Annotated in this window: 12 protein-coding genes; 3 read left to right on the top strand and 9 right to left on the bottom strand. The window is 62.8% G+C overall.

Annotated elements, in window-relative coordinates:
• Positions 1-126: 126 nt before the first annotated feature.
• The 3 genes from pyc to FHS81_RS00935 all read right to left on the bottom strand — a co-directional run bounded on the left by pyc (position 127) and on the right by FHS81_RS00935 (position 5,354).
• Positions 127-3,588 (bottom strand): pyruvate carboxylase, encoded by a 3,462-nt coding sequence (pyc, locus tag FHS81_RS00945; protein ID WP_183750165.1) that lies wholly within the window; start codon positions 3,586-3,588, stop codon positions 127-129.
• 119 nt (positions 3,589-3,707) lie between these two features.
• Positions 3,708-4,754 (bottom strand): dihydroorotase, encoded by a 1,047-nt coding sequence (pyrC, locus tag FHS81_RS00940; RefSeq protein WP_183750164.1) that lies wholly within the window; start codon positions 4,752-4,754, stop codon positions 3,708-3,710.
• A gap of 168 nt (positions 4,755-4,922) precedes the next feature.
• Positions 4,923-5,354, bottom strand: a complete 432-nt coding sequence (locus FHS81_RS00935; RefSeq protein ID WP_183750163.1) for a hypothetical protein — start codon at positions 5,352-5,354, stop codon at positions 4,923-4,925.
• Positions 5,355-5,654: 300 nt separating this feature from the next.
• Between FHS81_RS00935 and FHS81_RS00930 the strand changes: the two genes are divergently transcribed.
• The gene (locus FHS81_RS00930) at positions 5,655-7,592 is read left to right on the top strand and encodes a hypothetical protein (protein WP_183750162.1); all 1,938 of its coding nucleotides are present in this window, start codon (positions 5,655-5,657) and stop codon (positions 7,590-7,592) included.
• Positions 7,593-7,708: 116 nt separating this feature from the next.
• Here the strand turns inward: FHS81_RS00930 and FHS81_RS00925 are convergent, their stop codons facing one another.
• Positions 7,709-10,024, bottom strand: a complete 2,316-nt coding sequence (locus FHS81_RS00925; RefSeq protein ID WP_183750727.1) for an NADP-dependent malic enzyme — start codon at positions 10,022-10,024, stop codon at positions 7,709-7,711.
• Between the two features lie 118 nt (positions 10,025-10,142).
• On the opposite strand from FHS81_RS00925, the gene FHS81_RS00920 reads away from it, so the two are divergent.
• On the top strand, positions 10,143-10,784 hold the full coding sequence (locus FHS81_RS00920) for a CatB-related O-acetyltransferase (RefSeq protein WP_183750161.1): 642 nt from the start codon (positions 10,143-10,145) through the stop codon (positions 10,782-10,784).
• Here the strand turns inward: FHS81_RS00920 and FHS81_RS00915 are convergent.
• Genes FHS81_RS00915 through aspS form a run of 3 tightly spaced genes read right to left on the bottom strand, consistent with a single transcriptional unit; the run spans position 10,735 to position 14,550 of the window.
• Complete coding sequence (locus tag FHS81_RS00915) at positions 10,735-11,808, bottom strand: acyltransferase family protein (protein WP_183750160.1); 1,074 nt, start codon at positions 11,806-11,808, stop codon at positions 10,735-10,737. The genes FHS81_RS00920 and FHS81_RS00915 overlap by 50 nt on opposite strands.
• Positions 11,805-12,731 (bottom strand): glycosyltransferase family 2 protein, encoded by a 927-nt coding sequence (locus tag FHS81_RS00910; protein ID WP_183750159.1) that lies wholly within the window; start codon positions 12,729-12,731, stop codon positions 11,805-11,807. The genes FHS81_RS00915 and FHS81_RS00910 overlap by 4 nt, the downstream gene beginning before the upstream one ends.
• 4 nt (positions 12,732-12,735) lie before the next feature.
• Complete coding sequence (gene aspS / locus FHS81_RS00905) at positions 12,736-14,550, bottom strand: aspartate--tRNA ligase (protein ID WP_183750158.1); 1,815 nt, start codon at positions 14,548-14,550, stop codon at positions 12,736-12,738.
• A 187-nt stretch (positions 14,551-14,737) separates the two neighbouring features.
• Between aspS and rnd the strand changes: the two genes are divergently transcribed.
• The gene (gene rnd, locus FHS81_RS00900) at positions 14,738-15,883 is read left to right on the top strand and encodes a ribonuclease D (RefSeq protein WP_183750157.1); all 1,146 of its coding nucleotides are present in this window, start codon (positions 14,738-14,740) and stop codon (positions 15,881-15,883) included.
• A 95-nt stretch (positions 15,884-15,978) separates the two neighbouring features.
• On the opposite strand, the gene ppx is transcribed toward rnd, so the two are convergent.
• Positions 15,979-17,499, bottom strand: coding sequence for an exopolyphosphatase (gene ppx, locus FHS81_RS00895; protein ID WP_183750156.1), 1,521 nt, complete (start codon positions 17,497-17,499; stop codon positions 15,979-15,981).
• 64 nt (positions 17,500-17,563) lie between these two features.
• A complete protein-coding gene (locus FHS81_RS00890) occupies positions 17,564-19,795 on the bottom strand; it encodes an RNA degradosome polyphosphate kinase (RefSeq protein WP_183750155.1) in 2,232 nt (743 codons plus the stop codon).
• Positions 19,796-19,962 lie beyond the last annotated feature (167 nt).

Genomic DNA, 19,962 nt, shown 5'->3' with positions numbered 1-19,962 from the left:
CGCGAACCACTCGCGTGTACGGCCCCCGCTCATCGCAGTATACCGGCGACGAGACATCATACCCTTGTTTTCGTCCATGTGCGAGAACGATCATGCGAGAATTTCAGTAAACCGGATAATTAATCTCTACTCGAGGGTAATCAGCAGGTCTTTTGCATCAACCGGGCTGCCCGCACTTACCAAAACTTCCGCAACGACACCGTTACGTGCCGCCCGAAGAGCCGTTTCCATCTTCATGGCCTCGATAGTAACAAGCACATCGCCCGCTTTCACTGCCTGCCCCTTCTGCACGGCAAGCGTTGCGACGATGCCGGGCATCGGTGCGGCGACATGGGCGTCATTGCCATCTTCCGCCTTGCGCCTTGCCGGCATGTCCGCCACGGCGGCCCGATTCGGCACCGTGATAATGCGCGGCTGGCCGTTCAGCTCGAAGAACACCTGGACCAGTCCGCTTTCACTGGTCTCGCCAATCGCCTGAAGCTGGATGACCAGCGACTTGCCGCGTTCGATCTCGACCGAAATCTCGTCTCCGACCTGCATGCCGTAGAAAAAGTTCGGCGTCGGCAACACGGAAACCGGCCCGTACTTCCAGCTCGTCAGCGCGAAATCGCTGAAGACCTTCGGATACATCAGATAGGAAGCCAGCTCTTCATCGCTGATTTGCCGATCCAGCTTCGTTTCAACAGTCTGCCGCTCCACGTCCAGATCGGCAGCGGGAATCAGTGAACCCGGGCGCGCGGTGGATGGCGTCTCGTCCTTCAGCACCTTCTTCTGCAGCGCCTCTGGCCAGCCACCCGGCGGCTGGCCCAGATCACCGCGCAGCATCTCGGCAACCGATGCCGGGAACGCGATTTCGCGGTTGGGGTCCAGCACATCCGCAGGCGTCAACTCCTGCGCCACCATCATCAGCGCCATATCGCCAACCACCTTGGACGATGGCGTGACCTTGACGATATCGCCGAACAGGTCATTGGCATCGCGATAAGCCCGCGCCACCTCATGCCAGCGCGTGTCGAGGCCCAGCGAGCGCGCCTGCTCCTTGAGGTTGGTGAACTGCCCGCCCGGCATTTCGTGGAGGTAGACCTCCGACGCGCCGGACCGCAGGTCGCTTTCAAAAGCCGCATATTGCGCCCGCACCGCTTCCCAATAAAAGCTGATGCGGCGAATGGCATCCGCATCGAGCCCGGTCGCACGGTCGCTATTATGCAACGCCGCCACGATCGACCCGAGACAGGGCTGCGAGGTGAGGCCGGACATCGCGTCCATGGCCGCATCGACGGCATCCACACCCGCGTCGACCGCCGCCAGAACGCTTGCCGCCGAAATACCGGAAGTATCGTGGGTATGCAGGTGGATCGGCAGCCCGACTTCCTGCTTGAGCGCCGATACAAGCGTGCGCGCCGCAGCCGGACGCAGCAGGCCCGCCATGTCCTTGATGCCGAGGACGTGACAACCAGCCGCCTCCAGCTCCTTTGCCAGCTCGATATAATACTTCAGCGTGTATTTTGGCCGCGCCGGATCGTCGAGATCGCCGGTGTAGCAGATCGCGCCTTCCACGATCTTGCCGGCTTCGCCAACCGCGTCGATGGCGACGCGCATGTTCTCGACCCAGTTCAGGCAGTCGAACACGCGGAACAGATCCATGCCCGCATCAGCCGCCTGCTTGACGAAGTAGCGCACGACATTATCGGGATAGTTGGTGTAGCCGACGCCGTTTGCGCCGCGCAGCAGCATCTGGAGCAGCGTATTGGGCGCGCGCTCGCGCAGGGTCGCCAGCCGCTCCCACGGATCTTCCGACAGGAAGCGCATGGCAACGTCGAAGGTCGCGCCGCCCCAGCATTCCAGCGAGAACAGCTCCGGCAGGCCCTGCGTGTAGGCATCAGCCACGGAAACGATATCGAACGTGCGCATGCGCGTGGCCAACAGCGACTGGTGCGCATCGCGCATGGTCGTATCGGTGATCAGCACACGCTGCTGCGCCTTCATCCAATCGGCAAGGCCCTTGGCACCGAGCCGTTCGAACACCTGACGCGACCCCTCCGGCAGTATGCCGGCTTCAAAGCGCGGCGGTTCAGGGAAGCGCGCCTCGGCGGGTGGCAGCGCGCGCCCACGCGTTTCGGGATGGCCGTTAACCGTCACGTCCGCCAGATAGCCGAGCAGCTTGGTGGCGCGATCGCGCTTGCGGCCGAAGGCGAACAGCTCCGGCGTTTCATCGATGAACCGCGTGGTATACTGGCCATCAAGGAAGTGTTCGTGGTTCAGCAGTGCTTCGAGGAAGGTCAGGTTGGTGGCAACGCCGCGAATACGGTATTCGCGCACCGCGCGAACCATGCGCGAGACGGCTTCGTGTGGGGTCGGCGCCCAGGCCGTGAGCTTTTCCAGCATCGGATCGTAGAACCGCGTCACCACCGCGCCGGAGTAGGCCGTGCCGCCATCGACGCGAATACCAAAGCCGAACGCCCCGCGATAGGCGGTGATGCGGCCGTAATCCGGAATGAAATTGTTCTCGGGGTTTTCCGTGGTGATGCGGCATTGCAGGGCGTGGCCATTCAGCCTGATCTGCGACTGTTCGGGAATGCCGGTCTCGGCAACGTTGCCGATATGCCCACCTTCGGCGATACGGATCTGCGCCTTGACGATATCGAGGCCAGTAACGGTTTCCGTCACCGTATGCTCAACCTGAATGCGCGGATTGACCTCGATGAAGTAAAATTCGCCGGTCTCCGAGTCCATCAGGAACTCGACCGTGCCTGCGCCGACATAGCCGGTGGCCTTGCCGATCCTGAGCGCGGCGTCGCATAGAGCCGTGCGCGTGGCGTCGTCGAGATATGGCGCGGGCGCACGCTCGATCACCTTCTGGTGGCGGCGCTGGATTGTGCAATCGCGCTCGAACAGATGCACCAGTCCGCCATGGGTATCGCCGAGCAGTTGTACCTCGACATGCCGGGCATGACGCACGAGCTTTTCAAAGTAGACCTCGTCCTTGCCGAAAGCCGCCTTCGCCTCGCGGCGGGCAGTCGTGACGGTGCTGACGAGATTGTCGGCGTTTTCGATTGGCCGCATGCCGCGTCCGCCGCCACCCCAGCTCGCCTTGAGCATCACGGGGTAGCCGATCTTCTGCGCGATGACCTTCACCTCCTCCGCGTCATCCGGCAGAGGATCCGACGCGGGCATCACCGGCACGTTGACCGAGATGGCGAGATTGCGCGCCGACACCTTGTTGCCCAGCGTGCGCATCGTCTCCGGCCGCGGGCCGATGAAGATGATGCCGTTGGCAGCACATGCCTCGGCAAACTCCGGGCTTTCCGACAGGAAGCCGTAGCCGGGATGAATGGCGTCGACGCGCGCCTCGCGCGCCACGCGGATCACCTCATCGATGGACAGATACGCCTCCAGCGGACCCAGTTGCCGCCCGCCATCGCGCGCCCGGCCAACCTGATACGCCTCATCAGCCTTGAAGCGGTGAAGGGACAGCTTGTCCTCCTCCGCGTAAATGGCGATGGTCTCGATACCGAGTTCCGCCGCGGCCCGAAACACGCGGATTGCGATTTCCGATCGATTGGCAACGAGCAGGCGGCGTATCGTCATCTTCTCCCCCAAAAAGCGACTGGCGCGTCACAAATGTGCGCGCATGTTTGTTCTTGCGCAACGTCAAGCGTTGTGGTCGCAAGACCTATACAGTAACCGTCAGCCTCGCAAGCGCCTTTTCAGGAAGCGGGTTCCACCGTCCAGTCGACATTTTCACCGCCGCGATAGATATGGACCGGATCGCCCCCCTCAACCGGCTGATCCTCAACAACGAAACGCGAGACGCGACGCAGGGTTACAAAGCGATCATTCGCCGGCAAACCGTAATGCCGGGGGCCATTCAGGCTGGCGAAAGCTTCCAGGCGATCAAGCGCATTCTCTTCCGCGAAAACCTGCGCATAGGTGGCCAGCGCAACCGGCGCGACATAAAGGCCGGCGCACCCACAGGCCGACTCCTTTGCCTCGCGGCCATGCGGCGCGGTGTCCGTGCCGAGGAAAAAGCGGGAACTGCCGGATGTCACCGCGCGGCGGAGCGCCAGCCGATGCTCCTCACGCTTGGCAATCGGCAGACAATAATAATGCGGCCGGATGCCGCCTTTGAAAATCGCATTGCGATTGAACATCAGGTGGTGCGGCGTCACCGTAGCCCCTACCCCCTCACGGGCCGCGAGGACGAAATCAACCCCCTCCCGGGTCGTGACGTGTTCGAGCGTCACGCGCAGCCCGGCGAAACGGCGCACCAGCGGGTCGAGAACCGTTTCGAGGAAAACCGCCTCGCGGTCGAAAATATCGACATGCTGGTCGGTGACCTCGCCGTGGATCAGCAGCGGCACGCCGGCCTTTTCCAGCTTCTCCAGCACCGGATGAATACGCGCGACGTCACTGACGCCGAAGTGGGAGTTGGTGGTGGCGTTCTGCGGATAGAGCTTCACAGCCGTCACCACGCCATCCCGATGCCCGGCGATGATGTCATCGGCATCGGTGTCATCGGTCAGGTACAGCGTCATGAGCGGCTGAAACGGACTGCCGGGGGGCAGGGCAGACAGAATGCGCTCGCGATAAGCAGCGGCTTGTGCCGTCGTGACGACAGGCGGCACGAGATTGGGCATGATGATGGCGCGGCCAAAATGCGCCGCCGTGGCCGGCAGGACAGCGCGCAACATTTCGCCGTCGCGCAGGTGGACGTGCCAGTCGTCGGGCTGGCGAATGGTCAGGGTGTCAGTCATTCTTCAACGGATTCCGCGCCTTGTAGCCGGCCCATTCCCGCGGATTCGGGATCGGTCCCCCGGCGGCGTCGAGTTGTAACAGGCCAGGCCTGGCCCGCATAGTGCGCCAAAGGGCGGGATGTCCGGAGGCGGTTATATTATGCGGATATATTATATGGTGAGCAGCGGCTATCGGTCGTCAGGCGTTGCAGGCGTTTGCGCCAGCCGCACGAGGGATTCGGCGCAACGCGACACTGTCTGATCGTCGAGCTGGAAGGTCAGCGTCACTCCGCCCGGCACTTCTATTGCTATCAACGGCAGTCCGTTGAGGTTAGAGCGCGCGGTCGTCCAGCGCATCACCGGAAAGTGGCAGTCTTCAACAGGTGTGCCGGGCGCGGGGCGTGACGAGCCGGCGCGCAACGCCACCGAAGCCGTGAGAAGGGCGCGCCCAAGGTGGGCAGCCTGTTTGCCGGAAAGCGGCAACGCGGTTTTGCCGTGCACGGACCCTGCGGTCAGCAGAACCTGATCGCCTTCGCCGATCACCGCATGGAAGGACAGTTCCGGCGCGTCCGCCGAATGGTCGGCGCCATTTTGATAGTTGCTGGAATTCCCGTCCGCCATGTTCGTCCCCTCGCGCGATTCGATAGTCAGATTGCACGAATAACGCCGCAATATGAACCTTCCCGCGCCATATACCTCAGAAAAGGTATAGGCGTCCGGCCACTGCGGCGGTTCCACGCAAGGGCATGGATGCTGAATTTGAACGCACACCTTTTCGGACAGCGCAGGTGTCAACGGCAAAGGCGGCATGATAGTCTGCCACACGCACATCGCCGCCAGAGTGCCGAAGGTTCTGACAAAACCAGACCGTGCGCTCTATATTCGATCGCAAACTGCTTTATCATAGCCGGGAAACGATAAATGCTGCCAATCGCAAATACGCGGGCCTTGTTCGCGGGAGCCTTCCTTCTGACGGGCGCGCCGCTTTTCACCGACCTTCCGGCCACGAGCCTTACCGCGCCCCTGGCGAAGCTTGCATCCGCGGCCCACGCCGCCGAATCGGTGCAGGTTACAGATATCCGCATCGCCGGAGAGGTGATATCGCTCGATATTCCGCTCGCCACCGTCGAGGGAAGCAACCTGTCCGGTCCCGAGTTGAAGGCGCTGTTCACTGCTTCGCCGGCAAATCAGCCGCTGACGGCAAGGCTGGCGGCGCTTGTGGCGACCCGCGTTTCCATTCCTGAACTCATTATCACTACCAAAACCGGCAACATCACCCAGGTCACCCGCTATCTGGATGTCGAGCTGCGCGACATCGCCAAGGGCATCATCGCCCGCAGCACCGCCGCGCGCTCCGTCATTTCGGAAACGACCGTGGTCAAAGACGAAAAGAGCGCCGAAGAGACCAAAGCCGTTTATTCCGGCACGACTGGCGCTGTCACGATGGATACCGTCGACATCGTGCTTTCCGCCGAGCTGCTCAGCAACGAAGGCGCCGCGCCGGCCGGCGACCGCCCGACACGCCTGCTCCACGGCCCGTTCTCGATCAGCGACTACCGCATGACGCAGCGGGTGGACGATGCCACCACCGCCGAGACGGGGCCGTTGAATGTTGCTTTCACCATCGAGACCATTGAGGGCAAAGGCATATCGGCCCGCATGCCTCGCAGGCCGCTGGCCGAGTTGCTGAATCTGCTTGAGGCGAAAAACGACGATTATGAGGATCTCTCCAACGCCGAAAAGCGCACGTTGCTGACCGGCATTTCGGACATTCTCTCCTCCTTCGATTTCGACGAATCGACGGCTCGCAACATCAATGTCGAGGTCAAGGGTGAGCAAGACGGGACGGAATTCAGCCTGAGCCTCGACACCATCGGCTTCAGCTACGTCGATCAGGAACTGGACTTCTCCCTCGACAAGCTGGCTGCCTCAGGCCGCGCAGAGGGAAGCCCGCGCCCGAGCACCGCGTCGCTCGGCAAGTTCACCATCAGTGACCTGTCGTTCAAGCCAACCATTGCGGCAATCGACAGTGTCGCCGAAGAGTTGGCCCGCCCGGAAAGCGACAAGAAAGATGGCTCGGCGGATGAAGCCAACGCCATTGACAGCGCCCGCTTCGCCCCCTCGGGTGGGCGGGTGGCGCTTGCCGATCTCGACGTGAAAATCGACCCCGCCGAGGATAATGCCGATCCTGTCGCCTTCTCCGTCAAGTCGTTCGAAACGACAACGGGCGGCCACGTCAGCAATGGTGTGTCGAGTTTTGAAACGGAGTTGACCGATCTCACCATTCAGGTGCCGGATGAGAAGGATGACGACTTGATCGGCCAGCTGCGCGCGCTCGGCTACAAGGAGCTGACGCTCTCATCGGTGTTGCGCGGCAATTGGGATTCCGCCACACAGCGGCTGACGGTGGACACGCTGTCGCTGTCCGGCGTCGATGTCGGCAGTGTCGTCGCCAGTGCCCGGCTCAACAACGTCAGCGAGCAGGCGTATTCCGGCGACCTCGGGCTGACCCTCCTGGCGCTGGAGCAGGCAGCCCTTGCCAACCTGACGCTGGTGCTGGAGGACGGCGGTCTGCACCAGCTCTTCGTTCAGCAGCAGGTGGCGCAGGGCGGCGGAAGCAAGGAAGAGATCACCCAGCAATATGCCGCCCTTGCGACCTTGAGCATCCCGGCGCTGCTTGGCGATACGCCCGTGGCGCGCCAGCTTGCCACTGCCGCATCGCGGTTCATATCCGGCCCAGGCAAGCTGACCATCACCGCCAAGTCCCGCAATCCGGAAGGCGTCCCGCTGCCGGAGCTGTCATCGGGAGCACCTCCGGCGGTGACACTTCAGCAGTTCGACATCGAGGCATCGAACTGAAGTTGTGTTCAGGTGTAGAACAGCTTGCATTCAAGCTGTGACAAACGAAAATGGCGCCCCTTGCGGGGCGCCATTTTTTATCGATACGGGGCTTTTGGTTGCCCGGTTTGAAAACATCAGCCTTTGGCAGCGACGCCTTTGCCGGAGGCAACATCATTGGCCTGCGCTTCCACGACCGCAACCGCCGTCATGTTGACGATACCGCGCGCCGTGACGGTTTCCGTCAGGATATGGACCGGCTTTGCCTGGCCCAGCAGAATCGGCCCCACGGGCAAAGCATCTGCCAACACACGCGCAAACTGATAGGCGATATTGGCCGCGTCGAGGTTCGGCAGGATCAGCACGTTGGCCGCACCCTTCAAATGGGACGACGGCAGCGAGCGATCGCGCACGAGCTGCGACAGCGCGGCGTCGGCCTGCATCTCGCCGTCCACTTCCAGATCCGGCGCCTGCTCGCGCAGCAACTCCAGAACCTCCCGCATCTTGCGGGCGGAAGCGGAATCGCTGGAACCGAAGTTGGAATGCGACAGCAGCGCGATCTTGGGCTCGATCCCGAAGCGGCGCACATGGGCTGCGCAAGAAATCGCCGTATCCGCCAGCTCATGCGCCGTCGGCTCTTCGCGGATGTGGGTGTCGGCGAGGAAGTAGTGCCCCCGCGAGGTGATAACGAGGCTCATGGCGGCGAAGTCGTCCGCCCCCGGCGCCGTGCCGATAATGGCGCGGATGTGCCGCAGGTGCGAGTTGAAGCGGCCTTCGACACCGCAGATCAGCGCATCCGCATCGCCGCGCAGCAGCGCAACCGCGCCGATGACCGTCTGGTTGGTGCGCATCAGCGTGCGGGCGAGTTCCGGCGTGATGCCCTTGCGGCCCGTCACTTCGAGGTAGGTCGCGACGTAATCGCGATAACGCGGATCATCATCGGGGTTGATGAGATCGAAATCGATTCCCGGCTTCAGTGACAGGCCGAAGCGGTTGAGGCGGGTTTCCACAACCGCCGGGCGGCCGATGAGAATGGGGCGGGCAATGCCGTCTTCCACGATGGCCTGGGCCGCGCGCAGCACGCGCTCGTCCTCACCCTCGGCATAGATCACGCGCTTGGGTTCCTCGCGCGCCTGGCTGAACACCGGCTTCATGATGAAACCGGACCGGAACACGAAACCGTTGAGCGAATCGGTATAGGCGTCGAAATTCTCGATCGGCTTACGCGCCACACCGGATTCCATGGCGGCACGGGCGACTGCCGGCGCGATACGCAGGATGAGGCGCGGATCGAACGGGTTGGGAATCAGCGAATCGGGGCCGAAGTTGCGCGTCTCGCCGCCATAGGCGCGGGCCACGACATCGGACGGCGCTTCGCGCGCCAGTTCGGCAATCGCCTTGACAGCCGCCGCCTTCATGGCCTCGTTGATGGTGGATGCAGCGACATCCAGCGCCCCGCGGAAAATGTACGGGAAGCAGAGAACGTTGTTGACCTGATTGGGATAATCCGAACGGCCAGTACAGATAATGGCATCGGGCCGCGCCTCGCGGGCGACTTCCGGCAGGATTTCCGGATAGGGGTTGGCGAGCGCCAGAATGAGCGGCCGGACGCCCATTTTCTTGACCATCTCGGGCTTCAGGACATCGCCGGCCGAGAGCCCGAGGAAAATGTCCGCGCCGCTGATGACCTGATCGAGCGTGCGCTTGTCGGTATCCTGCGCGTAAATGCCCTTCCAGCGGTCCATCAGCGCCTCGCGGCCCTTGTAGACGACGCCCTCGATATCCGTGACCCAGATATTCTCGCGCTTTGCACCCAGTGAAACCAGCAGGTTGAGGCAGGCGAGCGCCGCTGCGCCAGCACCGGAGGTGACGATCTTGACCTTGTCGATACGTTTGCCGCCCAGTTGCAGAGCGTTCGTCACCGCTGCGGCGACGATGATGGCCGTGCCGTGCTGGTCGTCATGAAACACCGGAATGTTCATGCGCAGCTTGAGCCGCTCCTCGACCTCGAAGCACTCCGGGGCCTTGATGTCCTCAAGGTTGATGCCACCGAACGTCGGCTCCAGCGCAGCGACCACGTTGACGAGGCGGTCCACCTCGGTTTCCGCCACCTCGATGTCGAACACGTCGATGCCGGCGAATTTCTTGAACAGAACGGCCTTGCCTTCCATCACGGGTTTGGAGGCAAGCGGACCGATATTGCCAAGCCCCAGCACCGCCGTACCGTTCGACACCACGGCGACGAGGTTCTGGCGGGCGGTGAGGTTATCGGCTTCGGCAGGATCGGCAACGATGGCCTCGCAGGGGGCCGCGACACCGGGCGAATAGGCAAGCGCAAGGTCGCGCTGGTTGCCGAGCGGCTTCGTCGGCTTGATCTCAAGCTTTCCCGGACGGGGATTGCGATGATAAAAGAGAGCCCCCGCCTTGAGGTCCTGAGAGATGTTGCCGGTCATCGGTATATCGCCCTTCATACTTTTTGCTGAGAATGGCCGTCGAGCATCCGTTTTGGCTTCCCGGCAGAGGTTCGTCAATGGTGCGATAGCCGCAAGGGTTGCATTTCAGGAATAGGTGATGGTTTCTTTCGGTCTGATTAAGCGATGGCGCAACCCGCGCAACGAAACGCGGGTTTTTCTCGCACGCCTCATCCGCCGCCACGGATTTTCCATCGGCGACCACAGTTATGGCAACCCCAAGGTGCGTTTCGCCGATCAGGGGCACAAGCTCGTCATCGGCCGCTTCTGCTCCATTGCCGACAAGGTGGAAATCCTGCTGGGCGGCGGCCATCACCTGCACTGGGCATCGACCTTCCCCTTCTCGGCCTTTCCGGATGCTTGGCCCGGCAGCGCCACTCTGCCGGACTACCGCGCTGGCGGCGGAGATGTCGTGATCGGCTCCGACGTGTGGATCGGCTCGGGCGCCATGATCATGCCCGGCGTTACCATCGGCCACGGCGCGGTGATCGCGGCGCGCGCCGTCGTCACGCGGGACGTGGCTCCCTATACGCTGGTCGCGGGGGTTCCGGCCCGACCCGTGCGCCGACGCTTTCCCGACGCGCTGGTTGACGATCTGCTGGAAACCGCATGGTGGGATCTGCCCGATTCGCAGATCGCATCGCTGCTGCCGCTGCTGCAGGGTGGCGACGTGGCGGAGCTTGTCTCTGTCGTCAGGCTTTTGCGATCCGACGATCGCGGACGGCCATCAAGCGCCCCTTGAGCGCGAGCGCTGGCTGCTCGATCAGATACCACGACAATGCCGCAACAATCGCGGACAGCACCATTGCCGGTGCAATCATCATGGCGGCGGACGCGGCAGGAAAGAACACGAACAACACCTGCTGCACCGGCCAGCCATAAAGATACAGACCATATGACAGGTCTGCGCGCGGCATGCGCATCGCCACGGGTGCGCCGAGCGCGAGCCACAGCACGCCATAGATCTGCGCCAGAAAGAGCAGTGTGTGATAAAGCGGCGTGCCCGCAACAAGCCATGTCGCCGCAAAAAGGCCCACGGCAATGAGCGGATTGAACGGCACATGCTGGCGATAAAGATAAAGCAGGCTGCCACCCAGAAAAATCAGCGGCAGGCGGATCGATGTCTGCGTGCCTTTTCCCGCTTCCGGATGAAGGAAGTCGAGCCACAGGCTCGCCGCCACCAGTCCCGTCACCAACGCCAGAACCACCACCCGATGCCTCAGCGCCCCGGCCACGCCGAGCGCCAGCACCACAGCATAGCAGATGACCTCATATTTCAGCGTCCAGACCGTGCCGAGCGGAAAATGAAATGGGCTTTCCGTGAAGACACCCGGCAGCGGCGCGGTGCTTTTCAGCGTCGTCAACGTGGCCTGAATAAAGCGCCAGAGTTGCGGATCACGAAAATAATCGGACAGCGGCAAAATGGTCATCGCCGGGCCAAGCAGGAAGGCGCAGACCAGCACCGCCGCGATCAATGCCGGAGCGATGCGGAGCGCGCGCGCCACGACATAATCCAGCGGGCCGCGGTGGACGAAGCTCATCGTGACCAGAAAACCGGAAATGGCGAAAAAGCCATTCACCGCATGCTCCCCCAGCGAAAAGCCGGTCGACGTGTGCAACGGCTCATCGGCCCCCACGCCTGTACCGACGCTGAAAGCATGCGACACGATCACGGCAAGCGCCAGCAGGTGGCGCAGCAGGCTGAAATTGTCGCCGCCGCGCGCCATGGATGCTTCCACCGAAACCGTCGCCCAGAACCTCGTCATGCACTCCCCGGACCGTTATGGGACAAACCCTGCCGCGCCAGCGCATCGCGGCCGCGCAGCCAGGCGAACGCACCAAGCGCCGAACCGCCATAACGTACAGCCAAACGGCGGTTGAGAATGAGCGCGGACCCGAGCGCCTTGAAACCGTTGATGACAGCCATGCCAAGAGCCGGGCTTTTCAACCCGTATTTACGGCTGACGTAAGCGCGCGACCACGCGATATGCCACCGCGCGGTGAACAGGCCGCGCAGGGAAGGGGCGCTGGACCCGCCGCGCTGGTGGCGTGCGATGGCCGCATGGACATGCACCAGCGAATGCCCGGCATCGATCACGCGGCGGCAGAGATCGTCATCCTCGAAAAACAGGAAGATGTTGTCATCGAAACCGCCCAGCGTCAGAAAAATATCGCGGCGAATCAGCAGCACTGCCCCCGACAGGAAGGGCACGCAGCAATCGCCCTCCGGAAAACGGCGCACGCCGGGCGGATTGGCCAGATATGGTGACAGCAACGAGCGAAACTGGAAAAAGAACCGCCCGTCCGGCTCGACAATGCGCGGAGCCAGCACTGCCGCATCGGGATAGCGTTCAGCCGCTGCCAACAGCAGCGCCAGCGCCCCCTCATCCAGCACGGCATCCGGGTTGCACACCAGCAGGAAAGGATGCGTCGCCGCACGCGCACCCACATTGTTGGCGCGGCCGTAGCCCTCGTTAAGGGCATTGCGGATGACCCGCGCACCGAGCTTGTCCGCCAACACAGCCGAGCCATCCGTGCTGGCATTATCAACCACCGTGACCGCCGCTCCCTCGCGATGCAGAGCCGCGAGGCAGGCGGGCAGGACACGGGCGCTGTCGAAACTGACGACAATCGCCTCCACACCCCGGCCCGGCCGCTCGTCTTTCAGGCCGGATACGCCCGCCGGCATCCGATCACGCGGGCTTTTCGGGCAGGTTGAGGCGGATGTGCAGCTCGCGGAGCTGCTTCGGCGTCACTTCCGCCGGCGCGCCCATCAGCAGATCCTCGGCGCGCTGGTTCATCGGGAACAGCACAACCTCGCGAATGTTCGGCTCGTCGCACAACAGCATGACGATGCGGTCGACACCAGGTGCGATGCCACCGTGCGGCGGTGCGCCGAAGCTGAGCGCGCGCAGCATGCCGCCGAACTTCTCCTCCAGCACCTCCTCGCCATAACCGGCAATCGAGAATGCCTTGAGCATGATATCAGGACGATGGTTACGGATGGCGCCGGACGACAGCTCGATGCCGTTGCAAACGATGTCGTACTGGAATGCGGTGATGCCGAGAATCGTCTTCTCGTCCGCCGGATCGAGCGCCAGAAACGCGTCGTGATCGAAGTTCGGCATGGAGAACGGGTTATGCGAGAAGTCGATGCGCTTCTCGTCCTCGTTCCACTCGTACATCGGGAAGTCTGTGATCCAGCACAGATCGAAGCGGTCCTTGGCCGAGAGGCCCAGCTCATCGCCGATGCGGATACGCGCCGCGCCCGCCAGCTTGGCGGCCTTCAGCTCTTCTCCGGCGGAGAAGAACACGGCATCGCCCGCGCCGATACCGGCCTTGGCCGCAATGGTGGCTTGCACCTCGGCAGGGATGAACTTGGCGATCGGCCCCTTGGCCGTCAACGCCCCGCCCTCTTCCTCGAACACGATATAGCCAAGCCCTGGCGCGCCTTCGCCGCGCGCCCAGTCATTCAGCTTGTCGAAGAACGACCGCGGCTGGCTTGCAGCCCCCGGCGCCGGAATGGCGCGCACGACGCCGCCCGATTCCACAACGCCGCGGAACGCCTTGAACGTCACGCCCTCAGCCACGAATTCCTGCGACACGTCGGCGATGATGAGCGGGTTGCGCAGATCCGGCTTGTCCGAACCGTATTTCAGCATCGACTCGGCATAGGGGATACGCGGGAAGACCTGCGTCACCGGCTTGCCGTCGGCGAACTCCTCGAACACACCGCGCAGCACAGGCTCGACAGCCTGGAAGACGTCTTCCTGCGTGACAAAGCTCATCTCGATATCGAGCTGGTAAAACTCGCCGGGCGACCGGTCAGCGCGGGCGTCCTCGTCGCGGAAGCAGGGCGCGATCTGGAAATAGCGGTCGAAACCGGCGATCATCGTCAGCTGCTTGAACTGCTGCGGCGCCTGCGGCAACGCATAGAACTTGCCGGGATGCAGACGGCTGGGCACCAGAAAGTCGCGCGCGCCTTCCGGCGATGACGCCGTCAGGATCGGGGTCTGGAACTCGAAGAAGTTCTGCTCGCGCATGCGGCGACGCAGCGAATCAATCACCTGCCCACGACGGACGATGTTGCGATGCAGCTTCTCGCGGCGCAAATCGAGGAAGCGATATTTGAGGCGCGTCTCTTCGGGATACACCTGATCGCCGAACACCTGCAACGGCAGCTCGGCCGCCGGGCCGAGCACTTCGAGCGCGGTGACATAGACTTCGACCTGCCCGGTCGCCAGCTCATTGTTTTCCGTGCCTGCGGGACGACGACGCACCTTGCCATCGATGCGCACCACCCATTCGGAACGGACCTGCGACATGGCCTCGAAGGCCGGCGAATCGGAGTCCGCAACCACCTGTGTCAGCCCGTAGTGGTCGCGCAGATCGATGAACAGCACGCCGCCATGGTCGCGGATACGATGGCACCAGCCGGACAGGCGCACTTCCGCGCCGATGTCGGATTCGCGAAGGGCGCCGCAGGTGTGGGAACGGTAGCGATGCATAACGGACAGCCAGTCTTGTGTGTCGGAAAAAACGAAACGCGCCGCCCGTGATAATGGCCGGCAGGCGGGGAGAAGTCCACGACGGGCCACGCTTGTCAAGCATCAGCCTGAAAAAGTACGCCAAACGCGGCGAAAACGACGCTGCCCCCGCGACAAGCGGCGGCGTGTCGGTTATAGCGAAACCATCATGGACCTGATAGCGACAACCGAGGCGCTCGCCGCCGTCTGCACCCGCCTCGCCCGGCATCCCTTCGTGACCGTGGACACGGAGTTTCTGCGCGAGACGACCTTCTACTCCCGGCTCTGCCTCGTCCAGATGGCGAGCCCCGAGGAGGCCGTGCTCATCGACCCGCTCGCGCCGGGCATAGACCTGTCGCCGTTCTTCGCGTTGATGGCCGACACCGGCGTCGTCAAGGTATTCCACTCCGCCCGGCAGGACATCGAAATCGTCTGGCAGCTTGGGCACGTCATTCCCACGCCACTGTTCGACACGCAGGTCGCGGCGATGGTCTGCGGCTACGGCGACTCGGTTTCATATGAGCAGCTCGCCAACGATATCGCGCGGGTGCGCATCGACAAGTCCTCCCGTTTCACCGACTGGTCGCGGCGGCCCCTCGACAATCAGCAACTGTCCTATGCGCTCTCCGACGTCACGCATCTGCGCACGATCTACACGGCGCTGGCGGCCAATCTCGAAGAATCGAACCGCTCCGGCTGGCTGGATGAGGAAATGGCAATCCTCTCCAACCCCGCAACCTACGACCTCGACCCCGAAGACGCGTGGAAAAAGCTGCGCGGGCGGGTGCGCAAACCACGGGAACTCGCCGTGCTCATCGAGGTTGCGGCATGGCGGGAGCGGGAAGCGCGCGCTCGTGACGTGCCACGCTCACGCGTCATGAAGGATGACGGTATCGTCGACCTCGCCGTCAACGCCCCGCAATCCGTCGAGGCGCTGGGGCGACTGCGGTCTATTCCGAACGGGTTCGAGCGCAGCCGCGCCGGTGGCGAGATTCTCGAAGCCGTCCAGCGCGCGCTGGCGCGTGACCCCGCAAAACTTCCCGCGCTTGAGCGTCCGCGCAGCCGTGCCAATACCGGCGCGGTGCTGGAGCTGCTCAAGGTGCTGCTGAAAGGCATCGCGGAAACCGCAGGCGTCGCGCCCAAGATTCTGGCATCCGTCGATGATCTCGAAGCGATTGCCACGAATGACGATGCCGATGTGCCGGCGCTATCCGGCTGGCGGCGTGAAATATTCGGTGAGCAGGCGCTTCGCCTCAAGCACGGCAAGCTGGCCATCGCCATTGAAGACGGCCGCGTGGTGTTGATCGAACGCTAACACCCAGCCGGGTCCATCATTGACATGAATCGAAAAAGCCGCCCTTTCGGGCGGCTTTTTACATAGAAACCGTATCTCCCAGTCGAGGAGAGATATCAAGCGGCCGAACCGCTCACCCTGCCCGGCACCGTCACCACGGCCGGCTCGCGACCGATGATGCGCGCAAGCTGGCGCAGGCGACCGGACAAGCGGTCATTGGCCAGCGCCTCAATGTCGGTGGGCAATGACAGGACCAACCTCTCGCCGCTGCCGACAACCGGCGTGCGCGGCAGGACACCCGGCATAGCCGCCGAGAGCAGATAGGCCACACGCAGCATGCCGCCGATGATCCGCGCCCGGTTGAGCATGCGCGGCGAAACAAGCTCCCGCATCCGCGAGCTGGCGCCGTCAAGCGACAGGCCTTCATGCCGGAAAAACACTGCCAGCGCGATGAACGCCCGACCCGGATGATCGATGCCCGTCAAACCCGAATGGGCGATAAGGCTAAGGCTCTGCTCACCGCGATAATCAGGATGCGTGCGCCAGGCGAGATCCGACAGCAGGCAAACGGCCTCACGTTGGCGGCGCTCGTCTTCCGACTCGTCAAGGTGCAACGAGGCGGAGAGACGTGCGGTCCACTCGATCAGATCATGCGCATGGCCGGGAGCGCGGGACATCAAACGGTTGAGTTCGTCCGCGCCGGAGAGCAGCGGATCGATGCGCCGCTCCTGCTCGTTGAGCAGCTCGTAAAGCAGCCCCTCGCGCACGCCCAGCGCCGAGATGACGATGTTCGAAGGGCGGCCGCGGCGGATGATCTCGTCCAGCAACAGCGCACCATAGCCGAGCAGCGGCCGGCGCGCCTCCGACACGGACTCGATCGATTCGAGCATATCGGTATCCGCGCGCTCGACGATCTTGCTGAATTCCACCGCATCGCGGGCCGGGATGCTGTAGCCGTGCATGATGTGCAGCGGATACGCCTTCTGCGCCATGTGCAGCGCTGCCAGCGAACGCCACGTACCGCCGACGGCGTAGAATGTGCGCCCACGCAAAGCATCGAGCGGAGCCGCATCGGCCAGCGTATCGCGAATCACCTTGACGGCTTTCTTGATCGACCCGCCGGTGATGTCCTGAAGCGCAAGGCCACCGAGCTTGGTGGTGATGCCCTGCGCCACGGTATTGCCGATAACGTCCACCAGTTCGAGGCTGCCGCCGCCGAGGTCACCGACGATGCCGTCGGCATGGTGGAAGCCAGACAGAATGCCATAGGCAGACAGTTGCGCCTCGCGCCGCCCAGACAGAAGCTCGATCTTCTGACCGAGGATCCGCTCCGCCTCGGCAATGAAGTCCGGACCGTTGGCCGCATCGCGCGCCGCGGCCGTGGCCAGGACGTGGATTTTGCCGACCTTGGCGGATTCACACAGAAGCCGGAAGCGGCCGAGTGCCTTGAGTGACTTGTCCACCGCCTCCTCGCCCAGCCTGCCGCTGGTGAGAACGGAGCGACCGAGACCGCAAAGCACCTTTTCATTGAAAAGTTGGGCGGGAGAACGCTCCAGCGCCTCGTAAATGACGAGGCGGATGGAGTTTGATCCGATGTCGATAATGGCGACCGGGGCCGAAGCTTCCGACCGCCTCATCGGCTGCCGCCTGCCGGCGAAAGCCAGACCATGCTCTGGCGCGTCATACGTCCGTGCGCTCCGGTCAACCGATGTGCCCCTTTGCGAGGCGGCGGGGGCGAGAATTCCTGAGAGACTTTCCACGGCCAGATAAACTCGGGTTTGTCATAAAATAAGCATGGGCGTTGAACGGCTCCTCACCCGGCGCGGGCGTGATGCGCGTGCTCCTCCCATCCGGAAGAATAGCCCAGCTCTGCTCGTTATCAAGCAAGTTGGCAAGCATTATCTGGTCCAGAACCTGTTGATGAACCGTAGGATTCGAGATGGGGCACATGGCCTCGACGCGCCTGTCGAGGTTGCGCTGCATCAAATCCGCCGACGAAATATAAAGGTGTGCGTGAGGGTTAGGCAGCTCATGACCGTTGCCGAAAGCGTAGATACGGCTGTGTTCGAGGAAGCGGCCGACGATGGATTTGACGCGGATATTTTCCGACAGGCCGGGGATGCCGGGGCGCAGGCAGCAGATGCCGCGCACGACGAGATCGATCTGAACACCCGCCCGACTCGCGTCATAAAGCGCATCGATGATCTCGGTATCCACCAACGAGTTGCACTTCAGCCACACCGAGCCGGGACGCCCGGCTTTCACATGGCCGATCTCCTCGCGCAGGTGCTGGAGGATGCGCGGCTTGATGGTCAGCGGGGATACGGCCATGCGCTCCAGCTCCGCCGGCTCCGCATAGCCGGTGATGAAGTTGAAGATGCGCGCCACGTCCCGCGCAATCGCCGGATCGGCCGTGAAGAACGACAGATCGGTGTAGATGCGGGCAGTGATGGGGTGGTAGTTGCCGGTGCCGACGTGGCAATAGGTGACGAGCTGGCCATTTTCGCGCCGCACGACAGACGACAGCTTGGCATGCGTCTTCAATTCCACGAAGCCGAACACAACCTGCGCACCGGCGCGCTCCAGATCGCGCGCCCAGCGGATGTTGGCCTCTTCGTCGAAGCGGGCTTTCAGCTCAACGAGCGCCGTCACGGATTTACCGGCTTCCGCGGCCTCGGCCAGCGCCTTGACGATGGGCGAGTCGGACGATGTGCGATAGAGCGTCTGCTTGATGGCGACGACATCGGGATCGCGCGCGGCCTGCTGGAGGAACTGCACCACCACATCAAATGATTCGTATGGGTGGTGAACGATCAGATCCTTTTCGCGAATGGCGGCAAAGCAATCGCCGGCGTGTTCGCGGATGCGCTCGGGATAACGCGGGTGGTAGGGCGGGAACTTCAGGTCGGGACGGTCGAGGCTGACGATCTGCGACAGCTCGTTGAGCGCCAGCTTGCCCGGCGACACGAAGATCTCATCCGGCAGCACGTTCAGTTCCTTGGCGACGAAGTCGCGCAGAACCTCCGGCATCGCCTCTTCGATCTCAAGCCTGATGACCACGCCGCGCCGACGCTGTTTGAGAGCGGTCTCGAACTCGCGGACCAGATCTTCCGCCTCTTCCTCGATTTCAAGATCGGAGTCGCGCACCACGCGGAAACTACCCTGGCCCTGCACGGAATAGCCGGGGAACAGGCGGTTGACGAACAGCACCAGCACCTGTTCCAGCACAACGAACCGCGCTGCGCCGGTCTCGGCGAAATCGGGCAGCTTGATGAAACGCTGCACCTTGCTGGGGATGCGGATGAGCGCATTGAGCGACTTGTTGTCGCTCTGCCGATGCAACGCCAGCGCCAGCGAGAAACCGAGATTGGGAATGAAGGGGAATGGATGCGCCGGGTCGATGGCCAGCGGCGTCACCACCGGAAAGACATAATGCAGAAAATAGTCATCGAGCCAGTTCAGCTCGGCGCGGGTCAGCTCTTCCGAATCGATGAGCACGATGCCGTTTTCGACCAGCTCGTCACGCAGTTCCAGCCAGCGCTTGTGCTGATCGTTGGCGAGCTGCGTCACCTCCGCGCCGATGCGCGACAGCTGCTCGGCGGGGGACAACCCATCCTGCGACACCAGCGACACGCCTGAGCGCAACTGACCGCGCACGCCCGCGACACGAACCATGAAGAATTCGTCGAGGTTGTTCGCCGAGATGGACAGGAAGCGCAGCTGTTCCAGCAGCGGGTGGCGCTTGTTGGACGCCTCTTCCAGCACGCGCTTGTTGAACTGCACCCATGACAGCTCACGGTTGACCAACCGCGCCGGCGAATAGCGCAGGTCCACGTCCGGAGCCTCGACGATCGTCACTTCAGATTCCGATACACGGGCGCCCTGCCCGGCCGTTTCTTCCTGCGAACCCAAAACCGATGTGACCTGTGTCATCGTCCAATCCCCGCGTTCATGTGCGGCGTGCATACCGGCACTTTCTTACCAACGCTTTCATTCCGCAAACATTTGCATCTTGCCAGCATTTCCATCCTGCTTTGTCGCAACGTTATGCGACAGTTCCGCGAAGAAACGCCGCGAAAATGACGCCGGGCACCGCGCGG

Source organism: Pseudochelatococcus contaminans (assembly GCF_014195635.1).
Lineage (GTDB): Bacteria > Pseudomonadota > Alphaproteobacteria > Rhizobiales > Beijerinckiaceae > Pseudochelatococcus > Pseudochelatococcus contaminans.
The sequence above is the reverse complement of the archived record's forward strand: the minus strand, read 5'-3'. Positions and strand labels throughout refer to the sequence as shown.

Bases quoted from the DNA above. Each gene is read 5' to 3' on its own strand.
- pyrC (WP_183750164.1), bottom strand. From the start codon at position 4,754: ATGACTGACACCCTGACCATTCGCCAGCCCGACGACTGGCACGTCCAC.
- aspS (WP_183750158.1), bottom strand. From the start codon at position 14,550: ATGCATCGCTACCGTTCCCACACCTGCGGCGCCCTTCGCGAATCCGAC.
- FHS81_RS00930 (WP_183750162.1), top strand. From the start codon at position 5,655: ATGCTGCCAATCGCAAATACGCGGGCCTTGTTCGCGGGAGCCTTCCTT.
- ppx (WP_183750156.1), bottom strand. From the start codon at position 17,499: ATGAGGCGGTCGGAAGCTTCGGCCCCGGTCGCCATTATCGACATCGGA.
- FHS81_RS00910 (WP_183750159.1), bottom strand. From the start codon at position 12,731: ATGCCGGCGGGCGTATCCGGCCTGAAAGACGAGCGGCCGGGCCGGGGT.
- FHS81_RS00935 (WP_183750163.1), bottom strand. From the start codon at position 5,354: ATGGCGGACGGGAATTCCAGCAACTATCAAAATGGCGCCGACCATTCG.
- FHS81_RS00915 (WP_183750160.1), bottom strand. From the start codon at position 11,808: ATGACGAGGTTCTGGGCGACGGTTTCGGTGGAAGCATCCATGGCGCGC.
- FHS81_RS00925 (WP_183750727.1), bottom strand. From the start codon at position 10,024: ATGACCGGCAACATCTCTCAGGACCTCAAGGCGGGGGCTCTCTTTTAT.
- FHS81_RS00920 (WP_183750161.1), top strand. From the start codon at position 10,143: ATGGTTTCTTTCGGTCTGATTAAGCGATGGCGCAACCCGCGCAACGAA.
- pyc (WP_183750165.1), bottom strand. From the start codon at position 3,588: ATGACGATACGCCGCCTGCTCGTTGCCAATCGATCGGAAATCGCAATC.
- FHS81_RS00890 (WP_183750155.1), bottom strand. From the start codon at position 19,795: ATGACACAGGTCACATCGGTTTTGGGTTCGCAGGAAGAAACGGCCGGG.
- rnd (WP_183750157.1), top strand. From the start codon at position 14,738: ATGGACCTGATAGCGACAACCGAGGCGCTCGCCGCCGTCTGCACCCGC.